Source organism: Kitasatospora sp. NPDC034533, from assembly GCF_055575155.1.
In genome coordinates, this window is sequence record NZ_JBVITE010000062.1 from 1 (window position 1) to 19,335 (window position 19,335).

Genomic DNA, 19,335 nt, shown 5'->3' on the forward strand with positions numbered 1-19,335 from the left:
GCACACCGCGCCGACGGCCCGCCGTGAAGCACCAGAACCGGACAACCTGCCTTCAAGGACTACGAGAACCGCCCAAGACTCGCAGAACACCCTCTTAACCGTTCCCGCGGTCGCGTTGGGCGGCCTCTCAGCCAAGAGGGCCGGTCAGGAGTTGGCCGCCTTGGCCAGCAAGCGCTTCGCCAGGTCGGAGTCCGATCGCATGGCCGTGACGACCGCCATCGGGATTTCCGACTCCCCGTGGTGCTCGCCGCAACTGCACGCGCTCCACTGCCCCTCTTCAATTCGGGCGGCGGACCGGTCAGCCAGGTCGGCCACCTCGGCCAGCAGGTCGAGGTGGATCTCCATGAATCCCGACTCCCGACTGTGCACCAACGCGTCACCCAGTTCCACCGAGAGGTCGAAGGCGTGATGCTGGTCCCGGCTGGCACCGTTGCCTCCGGCCCACTGGGCGATCTTCGCTAGGACCATCACGAGCCGACCCGAAACCCAGGGTGGGACGACGACGGCCTGGTCGCACTTGCGGACGGGGCGCACGGCCGTCGCCCGGTCGCTCTGGTCGGCCGCTCGGACGATCGCGTCCGCCACCGCTTCCGGCGTGACGCAGTGGAGCGCTTCAGCCCGTTCAAGCCCGGACTGGCGGGCCACAAGCCCGACAAGGTAGCCGATCGTGCGCCGGACAACGGCGATCTCCACACTGAGCCCGCGCGTCAGCAAGACGCTCGCACTCTGGGCCACGAGGGCCTCCAGCCGGGCAGCACCCTCCACGTCGTCCACGGCTCTAACCTACTCCGCCGCATCCCGCCCCGTTGTGGGTACCAAACAATCGACGTCAGCCTGGCCACTCGGCGCCAACGGCCCTCTGCGACTATCGCCCGACCTCAACACGCAGGCCAAATCTGATGCCTCGTCACATATCGGCACAGTAAGCCTGCAGTTGCGGTCACACCTCGGGCACACCTTGACGCGTACGCGACGAATAATCATGCCGACGAAATGTGGATAAATGGAAAAGGCCCAGGTCGGACACTGTCCGACCTGGGACTTGCCGGTGGGCCACCAGGGGATCGAACCCTGAACCTACGGATTAAAAGTCCGCAGCTCTGCCAATTGAGCTAGCGCCCCTACGGCGCCTGAGCGCGCCAGATGGCGCCACTCCGCACCGCCAGATCCGGCGCTCCACCAAGCCAGGCAAGGCGACCGGCCACACATGCCGCAAAACTGACCTGACGACGCAAGCAGCTGCCCCCTCTCAGCCACCCCCGGCGACCCGCATACACAGGAGACCAACCAAGCAGCGGCCGAACGCCCACCACCTCCGGGATCAATAGCGCCAAGCCCCAACGCAAGCAGCGCGCCGAGTGCGCGGCACGAGCGACCGTCATGCCGAAACGGCACGGGACAGTCGCCCTGCCGAGCGAGTTCACACCCGCGAGTGCGACTGAGGTCGAGCCCACGACTGGCGGTCGCAAGGTCGACCACGGCGGGGAGTTCTGCCGGCTGGGCAATGGTCACGCCGAGGCAGACCTGGACAGAGTCGCACACAAGGACACCCCCATCTCATAGGAAATGTTCCTTTCCGGAGAACAGGCCGCCATGCGACCCGATTCAGATCGAGACATGTGCTGTACTGTTCTTATATGGATCATAAAACATGGTCGGCCGCCGTAGACGCGGCCATCGCTCGCGAGATCAAACGCCGCCGCACAGAACTGGGACTGTCTGCTGAAGCCCTGGGGGCCCGATGTGGAGACCTCGGCTATCCCCTGACCCGACAGGTGATCGCCAAGCTGGAGTCCGGCGCCCGGAATGGGCCAAGTCCAGCGGAACTCCTCATCCTGGCACGCGCGTTGGAAATGCCACCGGTCAGCCTGATCCTGCCGCTCGGCCAGGGACCGACGGCCCGGCCGACGCCTCTTTCGGAGTCCACTCCGTGGGAAGCGGTCGCCCAGTTCACTGGCGAAGACCGTGCGGCCCTCCCGGAGGTTCCGGAAGCCGGTTCACCCCAGGCCATCCTTGACGCCTTCCGTCGCCATGACCGGCTCGTCCGCACAGCACTGCTGTCCACCCGGATGGCCGCCGAACGCCGCCGGGACGCCCAGCTCGCGCCGCCGGACGAGTACGAGCGAACCGACACCGCTGCCGCCCAGCTGGAGCAGGTCGCACAGAGGGACCGGAGCGATCTCCTCGCTGCCCGCCAGGCACTGCGCGATCAGGGCCTCTTCCCGCCCCCGCTGCCCGCCGACCTCGCCCACATCGATCGCAAGGAAGCCTGACCAACAACCATTCACCGGGCCGACCCCGGCCATCACGGTCTCCGAGACGGCATCCGCCTGCCAGCTTCCGGCCGTCCCGGAGACGCGACCTCCCCAGCCTTCGACCGGAGTAGGCCAACGCCATCATGCCGCACACCTCACCCCCGCCCAACCGTGCCGCCAAGAAGTCCGCCCGCGCCTCGCGCACACCCACCACCGCACCGATATGCATCTGCGCGAACGCGGACTCACCCAGCCTCCTCTACACCCCGGCGGAGGCCGCGAAGATCCTCAAGGTCAGTCCCCAGACGCTGCGCCGTTGGCGCACCCAGCAGCCGTCGCAGGGCCCTGCCTACGTGCGCATCGGCGCCCGGATCTCCTACCGGCACCAGGACCTGGCCGACTACCTGGCCAACCGTCGTGTCGTGCCGGGGATGGCAGCGTGATGAACACGCCCGAGCGGATCGACGCTCCGGTCGGCGTGAAGCTCTACACCGACATCGAGCACCGGGCGGACCGCCCGACCCCCTTCCGCGCACGCGTGCGCTGGACCGACCCGACCGACCCGACCAGACGCCCCTCGCGCTCCAGCGGATTCTCCACCAGGCCCGAGGCCCAGGAGTGGCTCGACCGCATCATCAAGGCGAACAGCCGCGGCGTCAGCGTCACCTTGGCGACCACCGAACTCGGCGACTACGGCGATTCGGTCATGGACCTCGCCATGCGCGGCCTCGAACTCAAGACCCACGACCCCTACCTGGCCGGCTGGCGCCTGAGGGTGAAGCCCACCGTCGGCCACCTGCAGATCGCCAGCATCTCGGCCGGCATCGCCGACCGGGCCCTCAACTCCTGGATCGCCGACGGCGCCGGCATCTCCACCCTGAAGAACACCATCGCGGTGTGGGTGCGGGTCATGGAGCAGGCCATCCGCGACGGCATCATCGAGATCAACCCCGCTCGCCTCCACGGCTGGCAGAATCTGATCAAGAAGACCGAGGACGAGGAGTTCGAACCGCGCGGCCTGGCCCTGCGCGACTGGGACATGCTCGACCGCCTCGCCGAAGCCCTGGTCGAGGCCTCCTTCGACAAGTACGAGGGCTGGGGCGACATCGTCCGCTTCGCCGGCGGCACCGGCGCCCGCATCGGCGAGGTCTCCGGCGTCCGCGCGGGCGACATCGACACGGACAAGTGGATCTGGAGGGTCTGCCGGCAGACCACACCAGGCCCCGGCGGCCTCCTCGACAAGGGCACCAAAGGCAAACGCGCCCGCCTCGCCCCTATCATCCCCGAGCTTCGCCCGAACATCGCCTGGCGCATATCCCGCGTCGGAAACCGGCCCGATGCCCGCCTGTTCACCGGCCCGCGCGGCGGCCGGGTCACCACCGCGATCCTGCGCGACGCCACCCACTGGGACGACGTCGTCCTCCGCCTCGGACTTGAGTACCTACGCCGACACGACCTCCGCCACACCGCCCTGACATGGTTCGCCGACGCGGGCGTCCCGCCCCACGTCCTCATGCGCATCGCCGGCCACGGCCAGCTCACCACCACCCAGCGCTACCTCCACCCCGACCTGCGCTCCATCGAGCGCGCCGGAACCCAGCTCACCACGTACATCAACGCCACCCGCGGCCTGCCCGGCCCCAAGGTCGAGGTCGAGCAGATCCGCCAACTCGCCCTGACCAGCTGACACCAACCCGTCCCGGCTGTGCAGGGAGACCTCCGTGTCAACGCACACGGAGGTCTCCCCGCTCGGCTGCGCCGAGCTTCCCGTTGTGCCGCTAGGCTCCGTGCAGCCGAGTCCGGGGAAGAGGAAGTTGCCATGTCGAACAAGAAGTCGCGGCGCCAACGGGACGCGGCCCGCGCCAGGGCCGCTGAGGTGCGGCGGCAAGAGAGTTTCAACGAGGCACACGCCCGGACCGTCACCGAGCGGCACCTGGACCCGCGTTTCGCGCAGCGCCTTCGCACCGACGAGGGCGACGAAGTCTCCTGGCATCCCGACAGCCAGACCGGACAAGGCCTCCAGGACGCCGTTCAGCGCCAGTTGAAGCGCTTCCGGGAGAAGTTCGGGCGTGAGCCCGGTCCCGACGACCCGCTGTTCTTCGACCCGGACGCCGACGAGCCCCGCCCGATGCCCGAGGAGCGCATCACCGGGATGCTCGGCGAGATGGCCGTGATCGCCGAAAAGGCCGGGACCGATCCGGCCTTCATCCATGCCTGGCGCGACCTCGGGTATGTGGTCACCGAGGACACCCGGCACCTGTTCAGCGCCGCCGAGGTCCAGGCGTTCTCCGACGCCGTGAAAGCGCACCAGCGCGGTCACCGCCCGCAGCCGGAGAGTCCGAAACCCGACGCCCCCTCGGAAAGCCTGCGGACCGTCATCAGCGCCATCATCGACCGGCATGACCCGCGGATCGCCATGCGCGTCGTACTCGGCATCGACCGGGCGGCGGCAACGGAAGGAGAGGAGGCCGCCGGCCTCATGGCCTCCCTCCTCTTCGGCGCCCTCGCAGGCTGGCTCTCGGGCGCCCGCGAAGCCGGACTCAGCCCGAACGACGCCACCGCGGCCGTCGACTGGGTCCGCGAATCACTCGGCACCGCCAACGGCCGCAAGGTCATGCACATCGCCGGCATCATCGGTCACCCCAGCGCGTCCGGCGCCACCGTCAAAGAAGCCGCCGACCACCTCGGCGACGACTTCCTCCCCACGTTCATCTGGCTCACCGCCGGCGTCGTCGCCACCGCAGGCAAGGGCGACGTCCACTGGCTCAACCAGTACGACATCTCGCTGGGCGACTGAACCCTGAGCCGCCGGGAGCGCCTTCGGGCACTCCCGGCGGTCCTGCATCCGTTCGAACAGATCCGGATTCCACACTCTTCCCTCCTCGTGCCCACCCATCCGCCCGTCGCCTGTGCGGCTCTCCGGATGGCACGCCGGAAGGCGACCCCTTCGCCGGGCTGGCAGCCGCTGCTTCGGGGAGGCGGCTACTCCAGGTCGAACAGCGTCTGGAGGAGTTCCTCGATGTCCTGGACGGTGGAGCCGGGCGGGATCACGCGGACGTTGTCGGGGGTGGACGCGACCATGGTCACCGCTCGGGCGTCCGCGGGGAGGAGGCTGAGGAACCAGGCGACGGTGTCGGCCCACAGTGCGGCGTCTCCGTCGCGCAGGACGAGCTGTCCGTGCTCGAAGTAGCTGCATTGCCGGGTGATCCCGTCCAGTTCGACGTCGAAGTCGATGTAGTCCTTGTCGCTGACGGGGGCGTGCTTGAGCCAGGACTCCATGCCGGGGAATCGGCCTGCGAGGTGCTGCTCGGCTTCCTCCGGGGTGAGCGGCCAGGTCGTGCCGGGTGCTGCTCCGACGTAGATCGTGTCCAACAGGGGTTCCTTGCCGGGCTAGGGGACGACGCGGACGTTACTCTTCACGTGGTGCTTGGCGAGCAGGTACTGCCAGTATCCGACGGTCGCCTTGTCGGGGGTGTCGATCTCCAGGTACTGGGCGTGGTTAGCGGGGTTGTCGATGGCCGCCTGGTAGCGGGAGAGTTCGGACTCGTCATCGGCCAGGACGAATTGAACGTTGAACTTCTCCTCCTTCAGTCCTTCGAGGGACCGCGGGCTGCAGCCCGGCTTGCGAACGTTCTTGGCATCGATCAGCGCCCCGTCCTCGGGCCGGAATCCGTCGGCCCACACCTTCTCCCCGTCCTTGCCGTAGACCCGCCGCTCGGGTTCGCCCGCGACCCGCACCTGATAGGCACGGTCCGCGGGCGTGCCGTAGTTCGGATCACGCTGGTCCATCCCCGCGATCCAGGTCCTGGCGGCCATCTGCTGCGCCGCGTCATAGAGCGGATACGGCCGCGGCTCGGGCGGAGGCGGGATCGGGCCGACTGCGGGGTTGGCAAGCGGGCTCTGTCCGGCGGCGCCCGGGTTCGCGGGGTTGCCGGGGGTGGGAGTGGACGCGCTGGCGGAGTCGACTCCCGCCACGCCGGTCGCGGCCGCGGCGGTGCCAGCGAGCACGACCAGCCGTGAGGCGAGGGACGACACGATGGCCTCGGCCTCGGCGACGGCGGCAGCCGCCGCCATCTCGGCTTCGGCTGTGGCGAGGGCCTCGGCCGCCAGGGCGGCGTCGGCGGCGAGGGCCGCGTCGGCGGCGCCCGCGGCGATATCGGAGCCACCGAGTGTGAACACCGTCAGCAGGACACCTGCTGTGGTGATGACGCCGGCGGCAGTTCCCAGCCCGATCAGTGTGTCCTGGCAGTCGTCGATCGCCTTCGCGTACTGATTGCAGACGGCCTGCAGCTCCCGGCAGGCGGCCGAGATGTTCTCCATCAGGGACAGATTCGACGACGCGGCAGTGCCGCCGGCGGGGCACGCGTTGAACACGGTTCCGGCGTAGCTCTCGAAGGCCGCGAAGGCATCACCCGAACACTTGGCCATCACCTCCATCGAGTGCAGCCCGGCGTTGCGCTGGGCCTGGTCGATCAGAGACGCGCACTGCTCCCAGACGTGCGCCGCGGCCCGCAGCCGTTTCGGGTCACCTTGAGGCCAGAACTTCCCGATGATCGGGATCTCGTGGACCTCCTTCGAACCGGTGACCATCGGCAGGCTGTTGTGGGCCTCGTTCGGCTCGCACTGCTGCGCGCCCTTGGCCAGGCCTGACGACGTATCGATCTTGCCGCTGAAGGCTGCCGCGACGGCGTCCTGGTTGGCGAGGTAGTTCGAGGCCATGGTGAGCAGGCGACTTGAGACCGTGGCCATGCCCTGGCCGGCTTTGCCAATGGCCGCGATGACCGTCTTCGCCGCCGGTTCGTACTTGGCCGCGAAGGAGTGGGCGACGGTGTCGTCGCCGGCCATGCCGGACGTGGACGCGAGGTCGCCGACGATCCCGTCGGCGATGTTGTAGACGAAGTCCTTTGTGTCGAGGAACTGCACTGACGATCGGAACACGATGTCTGGGTCGACGATGAACCCGTTCACCGCAGGTGTGCCCATATCCCGCCCTCCCCCAGTCTTTTGACAGCGTATCGGGGAACTGTACGGCCGGCCTGGTATCTGACGGGGAGGAGCCCATGGCGTCCTCATACGCATCGCCGGCCACGGCCAACACGCCACCACCCCGCGCAGCCTGCCTGACCCCAGAGGAGAGCCCGCCACTTTATCCCAAGTCTGTTCTAAAAAAGCAATTCTGACGTGTATTCATTCAAACGAGTGAGCAGTGTCGGTGGGGGCTGCTTCGATGCGGACTGTCCAAGAGATTCGTGCCCGAGGAGGGCTCCATGAAGGCGTTGTACGAGCGGCTGGCCGAGGCGGCGAGCGGGCTGTCGGCGGACGGTGCGATCAGGGTCACGGCCCAGTACGAGCCGGTGGCCGGTGTGGGGGCGCCGGTGGCGCCGCCGACCGTGAAGGTGAAGCAGACGGTCAAGGATCCGTCGACGGGGAAGGAGAAGGAGGTCGACGGTCCGGGTCAGTTGTTCGAGGACCGGTGGGTCGGCGGGCAAACGGTCCAGGTGGTACTGCTGGATCAGCGGCAGTCGCAGGCGAACCGCTGTGAGACGGCCCTGTTGGAGGCCGTCGACCTGGGGGATGCGGTGGTGCCGCACCTGGCGCTGCACGTGACCGCGGAAGGCCGGGCGCTTCGGATGACGAACCTGGACGCGCCGCACCGCTCCCGCGACGCGTACTTCCGGGACGCGTTGGATGAGGCCGGGGTGAAGTTCGACGACACGGAAACGGGCCGGGCGCTGCGTGAAACGGGGACGGGGGATGTGCGGGCTTTCCTGGAGTCGGCGCCGTCGGACCTGGTGTACGGCCTCTGGGACTCGCACCGCAAGCGCCGTGTGCAGCTGAAGGTGCCGCGCACCTACACCTCGGAGGTGGTGGGCCTGGACCCGCTGTCCGGGAAGAGGGCGGCGGGGCGCTTCGACAAGTGGAACTTCCCCGGCGACACCGTGGAACTGACCGCCGACGGCTGGAGGCCGGTCGACGGCACGGGGAAGAAGGGCAAGGGGAAGGCGCTCAAGGCATCGGCGGTCGGGCACGGCATGATCCCACCGGTCGCGGGCATGGGCGGCGTGACGGTGCGCGCGATCGAGCGGAACGCGACGCTGGCCATGGCTGGCCTGAGGGCGCTGCGCTTCGGTGACGCGCCGAAGGAGTACGCGCGGGCGGGAAGGGCTCTGCTGGCGGCCCTGGCACTGCTGGGGGACCGGCTGGCGTTCGCGGCGCCGGCGGTGCGGCTGCGCTCGGGCTGCGACCTGCTGCTGGTGTCGGAGCGGATCGAGTGGGTCGGCCGCGGGCGTGAGGGCGTGGCGGTGACGGAGCCGCTGGAGCTGGACACGGCCGCTGAGGCGCTGGAGCTGTTCGAGTTCGCGCGCTCGCGGGCTGAGGAGGCGGGCCTGGTGTGGTCGAAGGAGCCGGTGCGGCTGCGGCCGAACACGCAGGTGCAGCAGGCGATCGAGCGCTCCTTCCGCCTGGAGGGCATCGGCGAGGCGGAAGGCGAGTAGAGCGTCATGCCTTTCCACATCTCGGTGGAGCTGCTGGAGCCGCTCTACCAGGCGACCGCCATGGACGGCGAGCGCGCGGAGTGGCCGCCCCACCCGGCCCGCCTGTTCTGCGCGCTGGTCGCGCACGCCGACCTCAAGGACACCGCGCACCGGATGGCGCTGACCTGGCTGGAGGCGCAGGAACCGCCCGTGGTCACGGTGCCGGCCAGGCCGATGGAGGCGGAGCACCCGCGCGCGGCGTGGGTGGTGACCAACATCGTGGACCCGGGAAAGGTGACCCACGGCCTGCTGCCGGGACGAACCGCCGGCGGCGTCCCCCGGGCGTGGGCTCAGAAGACGCTGTCCGGCACGCGGATGATGTTCAGCTGGGCCGCGGAGCCGGGGAAGGATCTCGCCCCGGTACTGAAGGAACTCGCCTTCCGGGTGCCGTACTTCGGGCGCTCGACCGGGGCCGGTCTGCTGGATGCCTGGTGCGGCCCCGACGAGCCCGGTGATGAGGATGGGTGGCGGCAGCGCTGGAGGCCTGCCGTCAACGGGGAGTACCCGAAGGGATCGCGGCCGATCAGGATCCCTTACCGCGGCTATCTGGCGTGGCTGGAGGAGGCGTTCGAGGAGCAGCGCCCGTCCTGGAGCCAGTCGGTCACCCACCACTACCTCGACCCCGACCACACCGACCGGGACGAGCAGGCGGTGGCGGAGGGGCCGTTCGGTGATCTGCTGACGTTCTCGTTCGCCCCGGGCGTGGCGCTGGACCCGCGGTGGACGCTGGAGCTGACCGGCGGGCTGCGGAGCATGGTGATGGGCACCCTGGAGGCGATGGGCCACGACGTCGAGGCGATGACCACGGTCCACGGCCATAAGAGCAGCCCGGACGGCCCACGGCCGGTCGCCTACCTCGCGCTGCCGTTCGCCGGCCACCGCCACGCCGACGGGATGCTGCTCGGCCTGGGCATCGCCCTGCCCCGCGAGATGCCCAGGCAGGACCGCAAGGCTCTTCTCGCCGCCCTCCTTCGTCATGACGGGGGCTTGCGCTGGATCCGGTTCGCGGAGGGGGAACCGCTGGACCTCGTACGGGTCAGTCCCGCCGCCCACAACCAGTGGCCGCAGACCGTCCGACCGGGGACGTGGCAGGGGCCGTCGGCGGTGTGGACCACGGTGCTGCCGATGGTCCTCGACCGCTTCCCCAAGAAGTACGAGGAAGCCGCGTGGGCGGACTCGGTCGCGGCAAGTTGCGTCGCGGCTGGGCTGCCCGAACCCGCCCGGGTGCAGGTGAGCCCGCGCGCTGGCCTCGCCCCCGGAGTGCGAAGCACGGACGGGTTCCAGCTCCGTCGAAAGGACAGGGAGCGGCCGCTGCCGAGCTGCCACGTGCGCCTGACCTTCCCAGTGCCGGTGTCGGGGCCGGTGGTGCTGGGAAGCAAGAAGAACTTCGGCCTGGGCCTGTGCCGCCCGGAGCCCGACTTCCAGGAGGACGACCAGTGACGGGCACCGAGTGGCTGCCGGTGATCGATGCGGGCGAGTTCCCCGCTTTCTTCCGCGAGGTCCACCACCACACCCACTGCCCCGACGGCGCCACGACCGCGACCTGCGACGGCTGCGAGGGCTGGGAGCCGTTCCCGTGGCAGAACGCCTACCTGGCCGCTCTGACGGCCAGCGCGGACTGGCCCGACCTCGACGTCCCCACCGCGCTGGGCAAGACGACGTTCATCGACATCTGGCTCTTCCTCCTCGCCCAACAGCACGCTCATCACCGACACCAGAAACTGGGCCGCGGGCACCGGACGGTGCCGCTACGGCTGTTCTTCTGCGTCGACCGGCGCCTCGTGGTCGACCAGGCCCACCAGCACTCCATCGAGCTGGCCGAGGCCCTCGCCGAGGCGCCTGCCGGCTCGGTGCGGGCGAAGGTCGCCGCCGCGCTGCGCGACCTCGGCGGCGGCGAGTCGCCGCTGGAGGTGGTGCGGATGCGCGGCGGCACCCGGTGGGAGTCGAACTGGGTGCGCAGCCCGACCCAGCCGCTGGTGGTGACGTCGACCGTGGACCAGTACGGCAGCCGCCTGCTGTTCCGCGGCTACCACACCTCCCCGCAGCGGGCTCCGATCGACGCCGCTCTGACCGGGCACGACGCCCTGCTCGCGCTGGACGAGGCCCATCTGTCGAAGGCTCTGCTGGCGACCGCCGCCGGGACCGCGCTCTACCAGCAGACGGCGGTGCGAGGGGAGTTGGCCACGCGGGCGCTTCGGGTGGTGAGCCTGTCGGCGACCAGCGTCACCGGCGGCCGTCCCCGCCTGGGCATCAGTCAAGACGACCGCGACCACCCGATCGCCGGGCAGCGGATCGCGGCCGAGCGCCACGTGACGCTGCTGGACGCCGGCGCCTGGTCGAAGAAGCCCGCGGAGGCGTTCGCCCTGGCGGCCGAGACCGGCCTGGCCGCCGTCCTGCCCGTCCTGCGGCTGCCCGCGGTCGCGGTGATCGCCAACACCATCGCCCACGCCCGCGCCGCCCACGAAGTGCTGGCCCGGCGCTCGGACGTGGACGTGATGCTGCTGACCGGCCGCTGCCGGTCCGCGGAGCGCGACCTGCTCGTCACCGGCCCGCTGGCCGAACTCCTCGACGGTGTCAGCCGGGACCGTGAACGCCCCCTCGTCGTGATCAGTACCCAGACCCTCGAAGTGGGGATCGACTGCACCTTCGGGGCGATGGTCAGCGAATGCGGCGACTGGGCATCTGTTCTGCAGCGTCTCGGGCGCCTCGACCGCCGCGGCGAACTCGGCCCCGTGCCCGCGATCCTCGTCCGCACCCACAACCCCGAGGACCCGGACCGCATCCCCGTCTACGGCCCGGCCGCAGCCCACACCTGGCAGTGGCTCACCGGGAAGGCCTCCACCCACGACAGCCAGGAGCCCGCCGAGCTGACCCCCCGCCTCCTGGACGGCCTGGTCCTCAACCCCGCCACCCTGCCCGGCCTGTTGGACGGCACCGACACCACCCCGCTCACCCGCGCCCGCGAACACATCCCCCCGGTTGAGCAGGTGCGCCTGGGCGCCTTCGCCCGCACCAGCCCCATCCCCGTCCCCGACGAATCCCCCGCCCCCTTCCTCCACGGCCTCGACACCGGCCAGCCCGAAGTCCAACTCCTGTGGCGCGCCGACCTCCCCACCGACACCACCGACCCCGAGACCCTCGCCGAACACATCCGCACCACCCCCGTCCACACCGCCGAAACCCTCGCCCTGCCCCTCGCTGCGGTACGCCGCTTCCTCACCCAACCCCGCGCAACCCCCGACACCAGCGACCTCGAAGGCCCCGACGCCGACACCACCCCCGAACCCCGAAACCCACCCACCCGCCTTCGCACCACGGTCCTCCAACGCGAAACCGACGGCACCTGGACCACCCCACGCCTCATCCAAGACCTGAAGCCCGGCGCCACCCTCGTCCTGCCCACCACCGCCGGCGGCCACGACGCCTACGGCTGGACCGCCGACCCCGACACCCCCGTCCCCGACCTCGGCGACCACCCCACCGACAACACCCACACCCCACTGCGCCTCGACCCGGCCGTCCTGGCCACCACCACCGGCAGCGACCCCGAGCAGTTCACCCCGATCATCAAGCAGGCCCACACCGACCTCACCACAGACCCCGACGACCCGGACGCCGTCAGCACGACCGACGCGGTCCACGCCGCGATCACCCGGCTGCTCGACGCCCTGCCCACCGACGCCGCACACGACAGCCCCTCCCGGCACACCCCGGTACTGCGCCGGCGCCTGGAAGCCCTGCTGGAGGTCCCCGACTGGCGCACCGCACGGTCGGCCGCGGCCGGGGTGGTGCTGATCGACCACGGTGGTCCGGGCCGGATTGTCCTCGTCCCGCCCCGGCTCGCCGACGCCGACCGCTACCGGCTCGCCGTGGACGACGAGGACCCGGACAGCGCCAGCCTCACTCGCACCGTCACCCTCAAGCGCCACCATGAGGCCGTCGGCGAACGCGCCCGCGTCTTCGCCGAGGCCGTCGGACTGCCCGCGGACCTGGTCGAAGCCGTCGTGCTGACAGCCCGGGCCCACGACTGCGGAAAACACCACCCGCGGTTCCAGTGCATGCTCTGCTCCGGTGACCGCCTGCTCGCCGAATCCCTGCCCGAACCCCTCGCCAAGTCCGGCATGGACCCCGCCGACCGCACCGCCCGCCGACGCGCCGCCCGCCTGGCCAACTGGTCCAAAGACCTGCGCCACGAAGCCCTCAGCGCCGCCGCCGTCCACACATGGCTCGCCACCGACCCCACCACCGCCCGAGGCCTCGACCACGATCTCATCACCCACCTCGTCGCCGCCCACCACGGCTACGCCCGCCCGATGCTGCCCGCCTTCGCCGACCCCGAGCCGGTCCTCGTCGAGTGCACCATGCCCGACGAAACCACCGTCACCGTTTCCAGCACGGCGATCGGCACCGACTGGATGGGCCCACGCCGATTCCGCGCCCTCAACCAGCGCTACGGCTTCTGGGGCCTGGCCCTCCTCGAAACGGTCCTGCGCCTCGCCGATATCGCCTGCTCCGAAGAAGGCAACTGACCATGCACCAGCTCGAACTCCCCGCCCTGCGCTCCGACGACCCGCTCGGATTCCTCGCCGCCCTCGGGGTCCTCGAACTCACCACCGCCGCCCTGCCCACCGAGCCGTACCTCCACTGGAAGGGCCCGGCTGGCGCAGCCGTCCTTACCACCGACCAACCCCTCACCCTCGACACCCTCACCAAGCTCCTCACCACCTACCTCCCGCCCAAGCCCGCCCGCACCGCCGGGAAGCTTGCGGACGCAGCCGAGACGGAGGACGGGGAAGGCGAGGACGCCGACACAGCCGACACCGAGGGGGAAGTCTGGGACTCCTTCCCGCACGTCCCCGGACTCCTGACCCGACCACGCGAGAACGCCACCGCCCCCAACGAAGCCCTGCGCATGCGCATCGACACCGCGCACCAGACGCTGCGCGAACTCGCCCAAGCCGAACGCGAAACGGGCGACCACCAGTCCCGCTGGTTCGCCTCCCTGACCAACGTCATGTGCTTCGAAGACACCAAACCCAAGACCGGCAAGAACGACCCGGAGACCACGGAAGAACCGGGACCCGCCACGGTGCGCCGCACCCCCGTCACCCCGCTGATCGCCGCCGCCGGCGGGATGACCATCACCGGCCTGATGCAGAAAGCCGTCCTCGGCTGCCACAAGGACCCGCGGCAGGTCCACTCGGCCCTGGACGGCTGGCGCCGCATCCCCGACTACGCCTCCGCCAACTTCGACCACCGCTCCCTCGGCGACGCCCACACCAACTCCGAAGGCAAGCCCTACCAACGCGGAGCCCCCGGCCCCACCTGGCTCGCCCTCCACGCCCTCGCCACCTTCCGCCTCACCGCCATCGGCCGCATCCAAGCCGCCACCAGCTGGGACACCACCGACAGCCGCGGTGCCCTACGCTGGCCCGCCTGGACACCCCCACTCACCACCACCGACGTGACCGTCCTGCTCGAACACCCCGCCGTCCGCGCCACCGAACCCAGCAACACCCGCAATGCCAGAATGCTGACCAACCTCGGCGTCACCGCCCTCTACACCGCACCCCGAACAGGCCTCAAACAATCCAACGGCCCCCTCGCCGCCAGCCGCCACCTCTGGCCCTGAACCCCACCCCCGGCCCCCCTTTAACGCCCGCACCTTGACAACTCCACAGCGCCAACACCGAGAAAGCCGTCCCGGCCGGACACGACTTCGGAACCACAAGCACACACGAGAACACCGCATCGCACCGAAGCGAGAAGTCCGAATCACCCCAATGGCACCCACGTATGCACGGCAGCCAACCCGCCGAACCACCAGACCAGCAGCTCAACCGCCGTCGCTCCGCACCATCCCGGTGCGGCACCATCGCAGCCCTCAGCGGTACGTCACCGGCCTTGAGATCCAGGAGTCGCTCCGCACCATCCCGGTGCGGCACCATCGCAGCAGCTTGATCAACCTGGCGAGGCGGTCCATCTCCTGGGAGCGCTCCGCACACGGCACCATCGCAGCGTCACGGTGGCTTACTCCCAGCACCTGACGAACCACGTCCTCCGCATCGTCCCGGTGCGGCACCATCACAGCAATTTCGACACCGGCCGCTCCCAGCACGGCGTCACCGGTCGCTCCGCACCGTTCCGGTGCGGCACCATCGCAGCACCGAGTTCGCAAGGCGACTACGATCGCGGAGTGGGGTGCCTCCGCACTACTTCGGTGCGGCTCCATGGCAGTTCCTCGACCTCGACGGCCAGTTCGGCCTTCTGAGCGTCACTCCGCACTCCCGGTGCGGCTCCATTGCAGCTCGGCACCGACCGCAACGGCCTTCGCGATGCAGAAGGTCACTCCGCATCGTCCCGGTGCGGCACCATCGCAGCTCGTTGATAACGCCGCCGCTCTCCTTGAGCGCGGAGTCGCTCCGCACCACCCCGGCGCGGCACCATCGCAGCAGTTCACCCTCAGGCGGCTGAAGGCACAGCACCGCGGTCGCTCCGCACTATCCGGTGCGGCATCATCGCAGCCACTCCCTACCCAAGGTGCAGCGGTCAGTCTGCCGTGTGTCTCCGCGCCACTTCGGTGCGGCCCCATCGCAGAAACTAGGGCGCGACGACGGCGAAGATGGCCAGCCTGAGACGCCTCCGCACCGCATCGGTGCGGCACCATCGCAGCGCCAGCATCACCGGAGGCGAGGACATGCAGGCCCGGTCGCTCCGCACCATCCCGGTGCGGCACCATCGCAGCTTGGTCTTGTAGCGCTGAGCAATCCGAGTCATGGAGTCGCTCCGCACCATCCCGGTGCGGCACCATCGCAGCCCTGAGGCAGTGAAGGAGTGACCGCGTTGGCCGGTGCGTCGCTCCGCACCATCCCGGTGCGGCACCATCGCAGCACGCACTCGTCGGCGATGCAGCGGAAGCGCAGGGTGTGCGTCGCTCCGCGCCATCCCGGTGCGGCACCATCGCAGCTTCGGCCGGACGCTCGACCCGAGCCGACTCGCCTCACGTCGCTCCGCACCATCCCGGTGCGGCACCATCGCAGCGCCTACGACGCCCAGGTGGTGCGCTGCCACGCGTGCGGTCGCTCCGCACCTCGTCGGTGCGGCACCATCGCAGGGCTCCCCCTCGCACCGGAAAGTCCGCCCTTTTGGGGCTGGCGTCACTCCGCACGACCCCGGTTCGGCACCATCGCAGGGCCGACTGCTCCATGGTGATGGACACCAGCGGGGCTCGTCGCTCCGCACCATCCCGGTGCGGCACCTTCCTCTGCCCATGGGCCGGCTCCGCTGCACCGGGACTCACCGGCCAGCGCTCCGCGGACTCCATGCTCGTGGTCGTCGGGTCGGTCCCCCTCGCGCCGTCTAGGCAATGGTCACCGTCTGTAGACGGTTGCGAGCCACGGACTGGCCTGATCCGAGCTCACGGAGGCGTCCGGAAGGTCCTGGGCGACGCCTCCGGCGCGAGGTCACGAAATCGTCTGACGTCTTGACAGATTCGAGGACGGCCGCCCAACTGCCTGAAAAGATGGCTGGATTGCGTCATGGGGTGTCGAAAAACCGCTGGTCACGATTTGATATCGGTCACTGTGGGTAGTCAATTTCAGGGCCGGGAACGCCGCCAAGAGGGGGCCCCACCCCCCGGATTCGACCGGTTCGGAGCCACTCGGTCCCCATCTGGTCCCCAAGCGCATACGAACGAACGCTCATGGAATCTGACGCCATGTCACGCAAAAGGCCGCTGACCTGGGCATTAACCCGGCCAACGGCCTTTCCGACTCACGTCGGGACGACAGGATTTGAACCTGCGACCCCTTGACCCCCAGTCAAGTGCGCTACCAAGCTGCGCCACGTCCCGTGGTCTCGGCGCCCGCAGCGAGGGCCTGGGGGGCTCTGCTGTGGGCTTCTCGACCTCGTCTCCGGTTGTCCCGGCGACGTGGAAAACAATACAGCACGTCGGGGGGTGCTCGCTGCCAGGTTCGGGGGTGGGTGGGTCAGGGGGTCGGGTGGCGGGCGTCGTAGGTGAGGAAGGCGGGGCGGCGGGCGGCGAGGAGGAGGACGGCGGCGACGCAGGCGAGGCCGCCGGTGATCACGGAGGTGGTGGGGTTGGTGAGGGCGGCGACGGTGCCGGACTCGAAGTCGCCGAGGCGGGGTCCGCCGGCGACGACCACGATGAAGATGCCCTGGAGGCGGCCGCGCATCTCGTCGGGGGCCGCGACCTGCATCATCGTGTTGCGGAAGATCATGCTGACGGTGTCGGCGCAGCCCGCGATCGCGAGCAGCAGGAGGCCGAGCCAGAGGTTGTGGAGGGCACCGAAGGCCGCGATGGCCAGGCCCCAGGCGGCGACCGAGGCGAGGATGGCGACGCCGTGGCGGTGCACCCGGCCGACCCAGCCGGAGAAGAGCGCGCCCACCAGGGCCCCGACGGCCGGGGCGGAGACCAGCAGGCCGACGGTGCCGGCGTCGCCGCCGTAGAAGGTGACCGCGATGGCGGGGAAGAGGGCGCGCGGCATGCCGAAGACCATCGCGGCCAGGTCGGCGAGGAAGCTGGTGCGCAGGTTGGGCTGCTCGCGCAGGAAGCGGAGGCCGTCGAGGACGGAGGCGCGGCCCTTGCGCTCGCCGAGCGGCCGCATGGCGGGAAGGCGCCACATCGCGTAGAGGGTGGCGGTGAAGGCGACGGTGTCGACCAGGTAGGCGGCCTGGGCGCCGTACGCGCCGATGAGGACGCCGCCGAGCATCGGGCCGACGGTGAGGCCGAGGTTCATGCTGACGGTGTTCAGGGCGTTCGCCGCCGGAAGCTGGTGGCTGGGCACCAGGCGGGGGATCATCGCGGAGCGGGCGGGCGAGCTGAGTGCGAAGAAGCCCGCCTGGACGGCCACGGCGGCGTACAGGACGGCGACCAGGCCGAGGCCCGCCAGTGCCTGCGCGGCGAGGACGGCGGAGACGGCTGCCAGGCCGCCCGAGCCGATCAGGCCCAGCCGCCTCCGGTCGACGGTGTCGGCGATCGCGCCGCCGTAGAGGCCGAAGGCGACCAGCGGGACGAGGGAGAAGATGCCGACCAGACCGGTCGCGAAGGCGGAGCCGGTCAGGTCGTAGACCTGGACGGAGACGGCGACGGCCGTCATCTGCTGGCCTATGGAGGAGACGGCCTGCCCGGCCCAGACCCGGCGGTAGTCGGGGTGGTCGCGCAGCGGGCTGAGGTCGGCGAACGCCCGCCGGTACCAGGGTGAGGCGGCGACCGCCGTCGGCGTCGACCCGGTCCCCGGGCCGTCCCCCGGCCCGGAGTGGAGCCCGGACCCGGGTTCGGGATCGGATTCGGCTCCAGGATCGGATTCGGGTTCGGGATCGGGTGCGACGGAGGAGAGTGAGGGCGACGGCGACGGAGTGGAATGCTGATTGTCCGGCATAGTCCCCCATGCTCCGCCCCGCCTCCGGCCACCCCGGGACCGGGGCCCACCCCAGTACGCCCCCAGCACCGCCCCAGGCCCGCCCAGGGCACCCTCAGGCGCCGGAGAGGCCGCCTCCGTTACCGGGTCAGCACCTGCTTCTCCCCCGCCTCCACCGCGAAGTCCAACCGGTTGCCCGGCGGCGGGAACGGGCAGATGAAGTGGTCCGAGAAGGCGCACGGCGGCAGGTAGGCCCGGTTGAGGTCGAGGACCGTACGGCCCTCGGCGTCCGGCGCCGGCAGGGTGATGAAGCGGAAGCGGTAGGTGTCGGTGCCACTGGTCGCGTCCGCGATCACCCCGCTGAGCCGCTTGCCCGACCGGCTGACGGTCAGGGTGCGGTGCTCGCCCGCCACGGTGAAGGCGATCTGACCCGTGACGGCCAGCGGACGCTCCTTGCCGTCGGCGTTCGGAACCACGACCGACCGGGCGTCACCGTCCTCGAACGGGGTGAAGACGGCGGGCACGGCCCACTCGGGCGCGTACGGGTAGGCCGAGATGCCCGCGAAGGAGGCACGGCGCGGCGCGGCCGGGTCGAAGACCCGCAGGGCCAGTTCGCCCTCCCGCTCGATCGGGACGAGCAGCGTCTCGCCCAGCGTGGCCGTGTCGGCGGCCGGGTCGCTGTCCGGACGGAGCAGCACCTCGCCGTCCACCGGGGTGGCCGCGCCGTCGACCGTGATGCCGTCGGCCGCCGCCGCCCGGAGCCGGACGCCCTCGGCATCGGCCCACCAGAGCCCGGGCAGGTCGGGGATCCCGGCGGGCTCCGGCTCCAGCCAGTGCGTGCCGGTGAGTGACAGCGGGCCGTGCGGCGCGCTCACCGACGCCGCCCGGCCGTCGCTCCAGTGCTTCCAGTCCTCCGCAGCCGTCTCCGTCATCGGTCCACCCTCCCGGTCGGTCCGCGGACGGCCCGCGGTTCGGGCCGCCCGTCTCGGTCATTCACAACACCGTCCGCGCGGACGGATCATTCCCCGTCTGCCCGAGACCGCCGAAACCGCAACACGGTGGCAACGCGCCGACACGCGGCACAACACGGGGCGGGGCTCCGAGCACGACAGGGGACGAGGCACCGAGCACAGCGCGGCGCCCAGCACCGGCACCGGGCGCAGCGCG

General features: G+C 70.3%; 14 protein-coding genes and 2 tRNA genes. 8 read left to right on the forward strand and 8 right to left on the reverse strand.

The annotated features are described in order from the left end of the window. Positions 1 to 144 precede the first annotated feature (144 nt). Together ACZ55U_RS31285 and ACZ55U_RS31290 are read right to left on the reverse strand one after the other, a co-directional pair. Entirely contained in the window at positions 145 to 774 is a 630-nt protein-coding gene (locus tag ACZ55U_RS31285; protein WP_465531496.1) for a hypothetical protein, read from the reverse strand. Between the two features lie 275 nt (positions 775 to 1,049). Further along, positions 1,050 to 1,122: transfer RNA gene (locus tag ACZ55U_RS31290), tRNA-Lys, on the reverse strand. A gap of 515 nt (positions 1,123 to 1,637) precedes the next feature. Between ACZ55U_RS31290 and ACZ55U_RS31295 the strand changes: the two genes are divergently transcribed. The 4 genes from ACZ55U_RS31295 to ACZ55U_RS31310 all read left to right on the forward strand — a co-directional run bounded on the left by ACZ55U_RS31295 (position 1,638) and on the right by ACZ55U_RS31310 (position 5,052). Then, positions 1,638 to 2,273 carry a helix-turn-helix domain-containing protein gene (locus ACZ55U_RS31295; protein WP_465531498.1) on the forward strand — a complete coding sequence of 212 codons (636 nt, stop codon included), beginning with the start codon at positions 1,638 to 1,640 and terminating at the stop codon, positions 2,271 to 2,273. Between the two features lie 125 nt (positions 2,274 to 2,398). Further along, positions 2,399 to 2,698, forward strand: coding sequence for a helix-turn-helix domain-containing protein (locus ACZ55U_RS31300; protein WP_465531500.1), 300 nt, complete (start codon positions 2,399 to 2,401; stop codon positions 2,696 to 2,698). Continuing rightward, positions 2,698 to 3,942: a tyrosine-type recombinase/integrase gene (locus tag ACZ55U_RS31305; RefSeq protein WP_465531560.1), complete on the forward strand. Its 1,245-nt coding sequence runs from the start codon at positions 2,698 to 2,700 to the stop codon at positions 3,940 to 3,942. The genes ACZ55U_RS31300 and ACZ55U_RS31305 overlap by 1 nt, the downstream gene beginning before the upstream one ends. A gap of 132 nt (positions 3,943 to 4,074) precedes the next feature. Beyond that, positions 4,075 to 5,052, forward strand: a complete 978-nt coding sequence (locus ACZ55U_RS31310; RefSeq protein WP_465531502.1) for a hypothetical protein — start codon at positions 4,075 to 4,077, stop codon at positions 5,050 to 5,052. Positions 5,053 to 5,237: 185 nt separating this feature from the next. Here ACZ55U_RS31310 and ACZ55U_RS31315 read toward each other — a convergent pair whose 3' ends face one another. Then, positions 5,238 to 5,627: a hypothetical protein gene (locus tag ACZ55U_RS31315; RefSeq protein WP_465531504.1), complete on the reverse strand. Its 390-nt coding sequence runs from the start codon at positions 5,625 to 5,627 to the stop codon at positions 5,238 to 5,240. Positions 5,628 to 5,645: 18 nt separating this feature from the next. Further along, positions 5,646 to 7,238 carry a restriction endonuclease fold toxin-2 domain-containing protein gene (locus tag ACZ55U_RS31320; protein WP_465531506.1) on the reverse strand — a complete coding sequence of 531 codons (1,593 nt, stop codon included), beginning with the start codon at positions 7,236 to 7,238 and terminating at the stop codon, positions 5,646 to 5,648. A gap of 266 nt (positions 7,239 to 7,504) precedes the next feature. Between ACZ55U_RS31320 and cas7g the strand changes: the two genes are divergently transcribed. The 4 genes from cas7g to ACZ55U_RS31340 are packed head-to-tail and all read left to right on the forward strand — an operon-like array spanning position 7,505 to position 14,420. After that, entirely contained in the window at positions 7,505 to 8,749 is a 1,245-nt protein-coding gene (gene cas7g, locus ACZ55U_RS31325; protein ID WP_465531508.1) for a type I-G CRISPR-associated RAMP protein Csb1/Cas7g, read from the forward strand. 6 nt (positions 8,750 to 8,755) lie between these two features. Then, complete coding sequence (gene csb2 / locus ACZ55U_RS31330; RefSeq protein ID WP_465531510.1) at positions 8,756 to 10,228, forward strand: type I-G CRISPR-associated protein Csb2; 1,473 nt, start codon at positions 8,756 to 8,758, stop codon at positions 10,226 to 10,228. Next, positions 10,225 to 13,317, forward strand: a complete 3,093-nt coding sequence (gene cas3g, locus ACZ55U_RS31335; protein ID WP_465531512.1) for a type I-G CRISPR-associated helicase/endonuclease Cas3g — start codon at positions 10,225 to 10,227, stop codon at positions 13,315 to 13,317. Before csb2 ends, cas3g begins: the two co-directional genes overlap by 4 nt. 2 nt (positions 13,318 to 13,319) lie before the next feature. Then, a complete protein-coding gene (locus tag ACZ55U_RS31340) occupies positions 13,320 to 14,420 on the forward strand; it encodes a type I-G CRISPR-associated protein, Cas3-extension family (RefSeq protein ID WP_465531514.1) in 1,101 nt (366 codons plus the stop codon). 968 nt (positions 14,421 to 15,388) lie between these two features. On the opposite strand, the gene ACZ55U_RS31345 is transcribed toward ACZ55U_RS31340, so the two are convergent. The 4 genes from ACZ55U_RS31345 to ACZ55U_RS31360 all read right to left on the reverse strand — a co-directional run bounded on the left by ACZ55U_RS31345 (position 15,389) and on the right by ACZ55U_RS31360 (position 19,100). Next, complete coding sequence (locus ACZ55U_RS31345) at positions 15,389 to 15,565, reverse strand: hypothetical protein (protein WP_465531516.1); 177 nt, start codon at positions 15,563 to 15,565, stop codon at positions 15,389 to 15,391. Positions 15,566 to 16,566: 1,001 nt separating this feature from the next. Then, a tRNA-Pro gene (locus tag ACZ55U_RS31350) sits at positions 16,567 to 16,640 on the reverse strand. Positions 16,641 to 16,776: 136 nt separating this feature from the next. Further along, entirely contained in the window at positions 16,777 to 18,189 is a 1,413-nt protein-coding gene (locus ACZ55U_RS31355; protein WP_465531518.1) for an MFS transporter, read from the reverse strand. A 119-nt stretch (positions 18,190 to 18,308) separates the two neighbouring features. Further along, entirely contained in the window at positions 18,309 to 19,100 is a 792-nt protein-coding gene (locus ACZ55U_RS31360; RefSeq protein WP_465531520.1) for a DUF1684 domain-containing protein, read from the reverse strand. Positions 19,101 to 19,335 lie beyond the last annotated feature (235 nt).

Coding starts and splice junctions, on each gene's coding strand:
- ACZ55U_RS31300 (WP_465531500.1), top strand. CDS start 2,399: ATGCCGCACACCTCACCCCCGCCCAACCGTGCCGCCAAGAAGTCCGCC.
- ACZ55U_RS31295 (WP_465531498.1), top strand. CDS start 1,638: ATGGATCATAAAACATGGTCGGCCGCCGTAGACGCGGCCATCGCTCGC.
- ACZ55U_RS31305 (WP_465531560.1), top strand. CDS start 2,698: ATGAACACGCCCGAGCGGATCGACGCTCCGGTCGGCGTGAAGCTCTAC.
- ACZ55U_RS31345 (WP_465531516.1), bottom strand. CDS start 15,565: ATGACTCGGATTGCTCAGCGCTACAAGACCAAGCTGCGATGGTGCCGC.
- ACZ55U_RS31340 (WP_465531514.1), top strand. CDS start 13,320: ATGCACCAGCTCGAACTCCCCGCCCTGCGCTCCGACGACCCGCTCGGA.
- ACZ55U_RS31355 (WP_465531518.1), bottom strand. CDS start 18,189: ATGCCGGACAATCAGCATTCCACTCCGTCGCCGTCGCCCTCACTCTCC.
- ACZ55U_RS31360 (WP_465531520.1), bottom strand. CDS start 19,100: ATGACGGAGACGGCTGCGGAGGACTGGAAGCACTGGAGCGACGGCCGG.
- csb2 (WP_465531510.1), top strand. CDS start 8,756: ATGCCTTTCCACATCTCGGTGGAGCTGCTGGAGCCGCTCTACCAGGCG.
- ACZ55U_RS31320 (WP_465531506.1), bottom strand. CDS start 7,238: ATGGGCACACCTGCGGTGAACGGGTTCATCGTCGACCCAGACATCGTG.
- ACZ55U_RS31310 (WP_465531502.1), top strand. CDS start 4,075: ATGTCGAACAAGAAGTCGCGGCGCCAACGGGACGCGGCCCGCGCCAGG.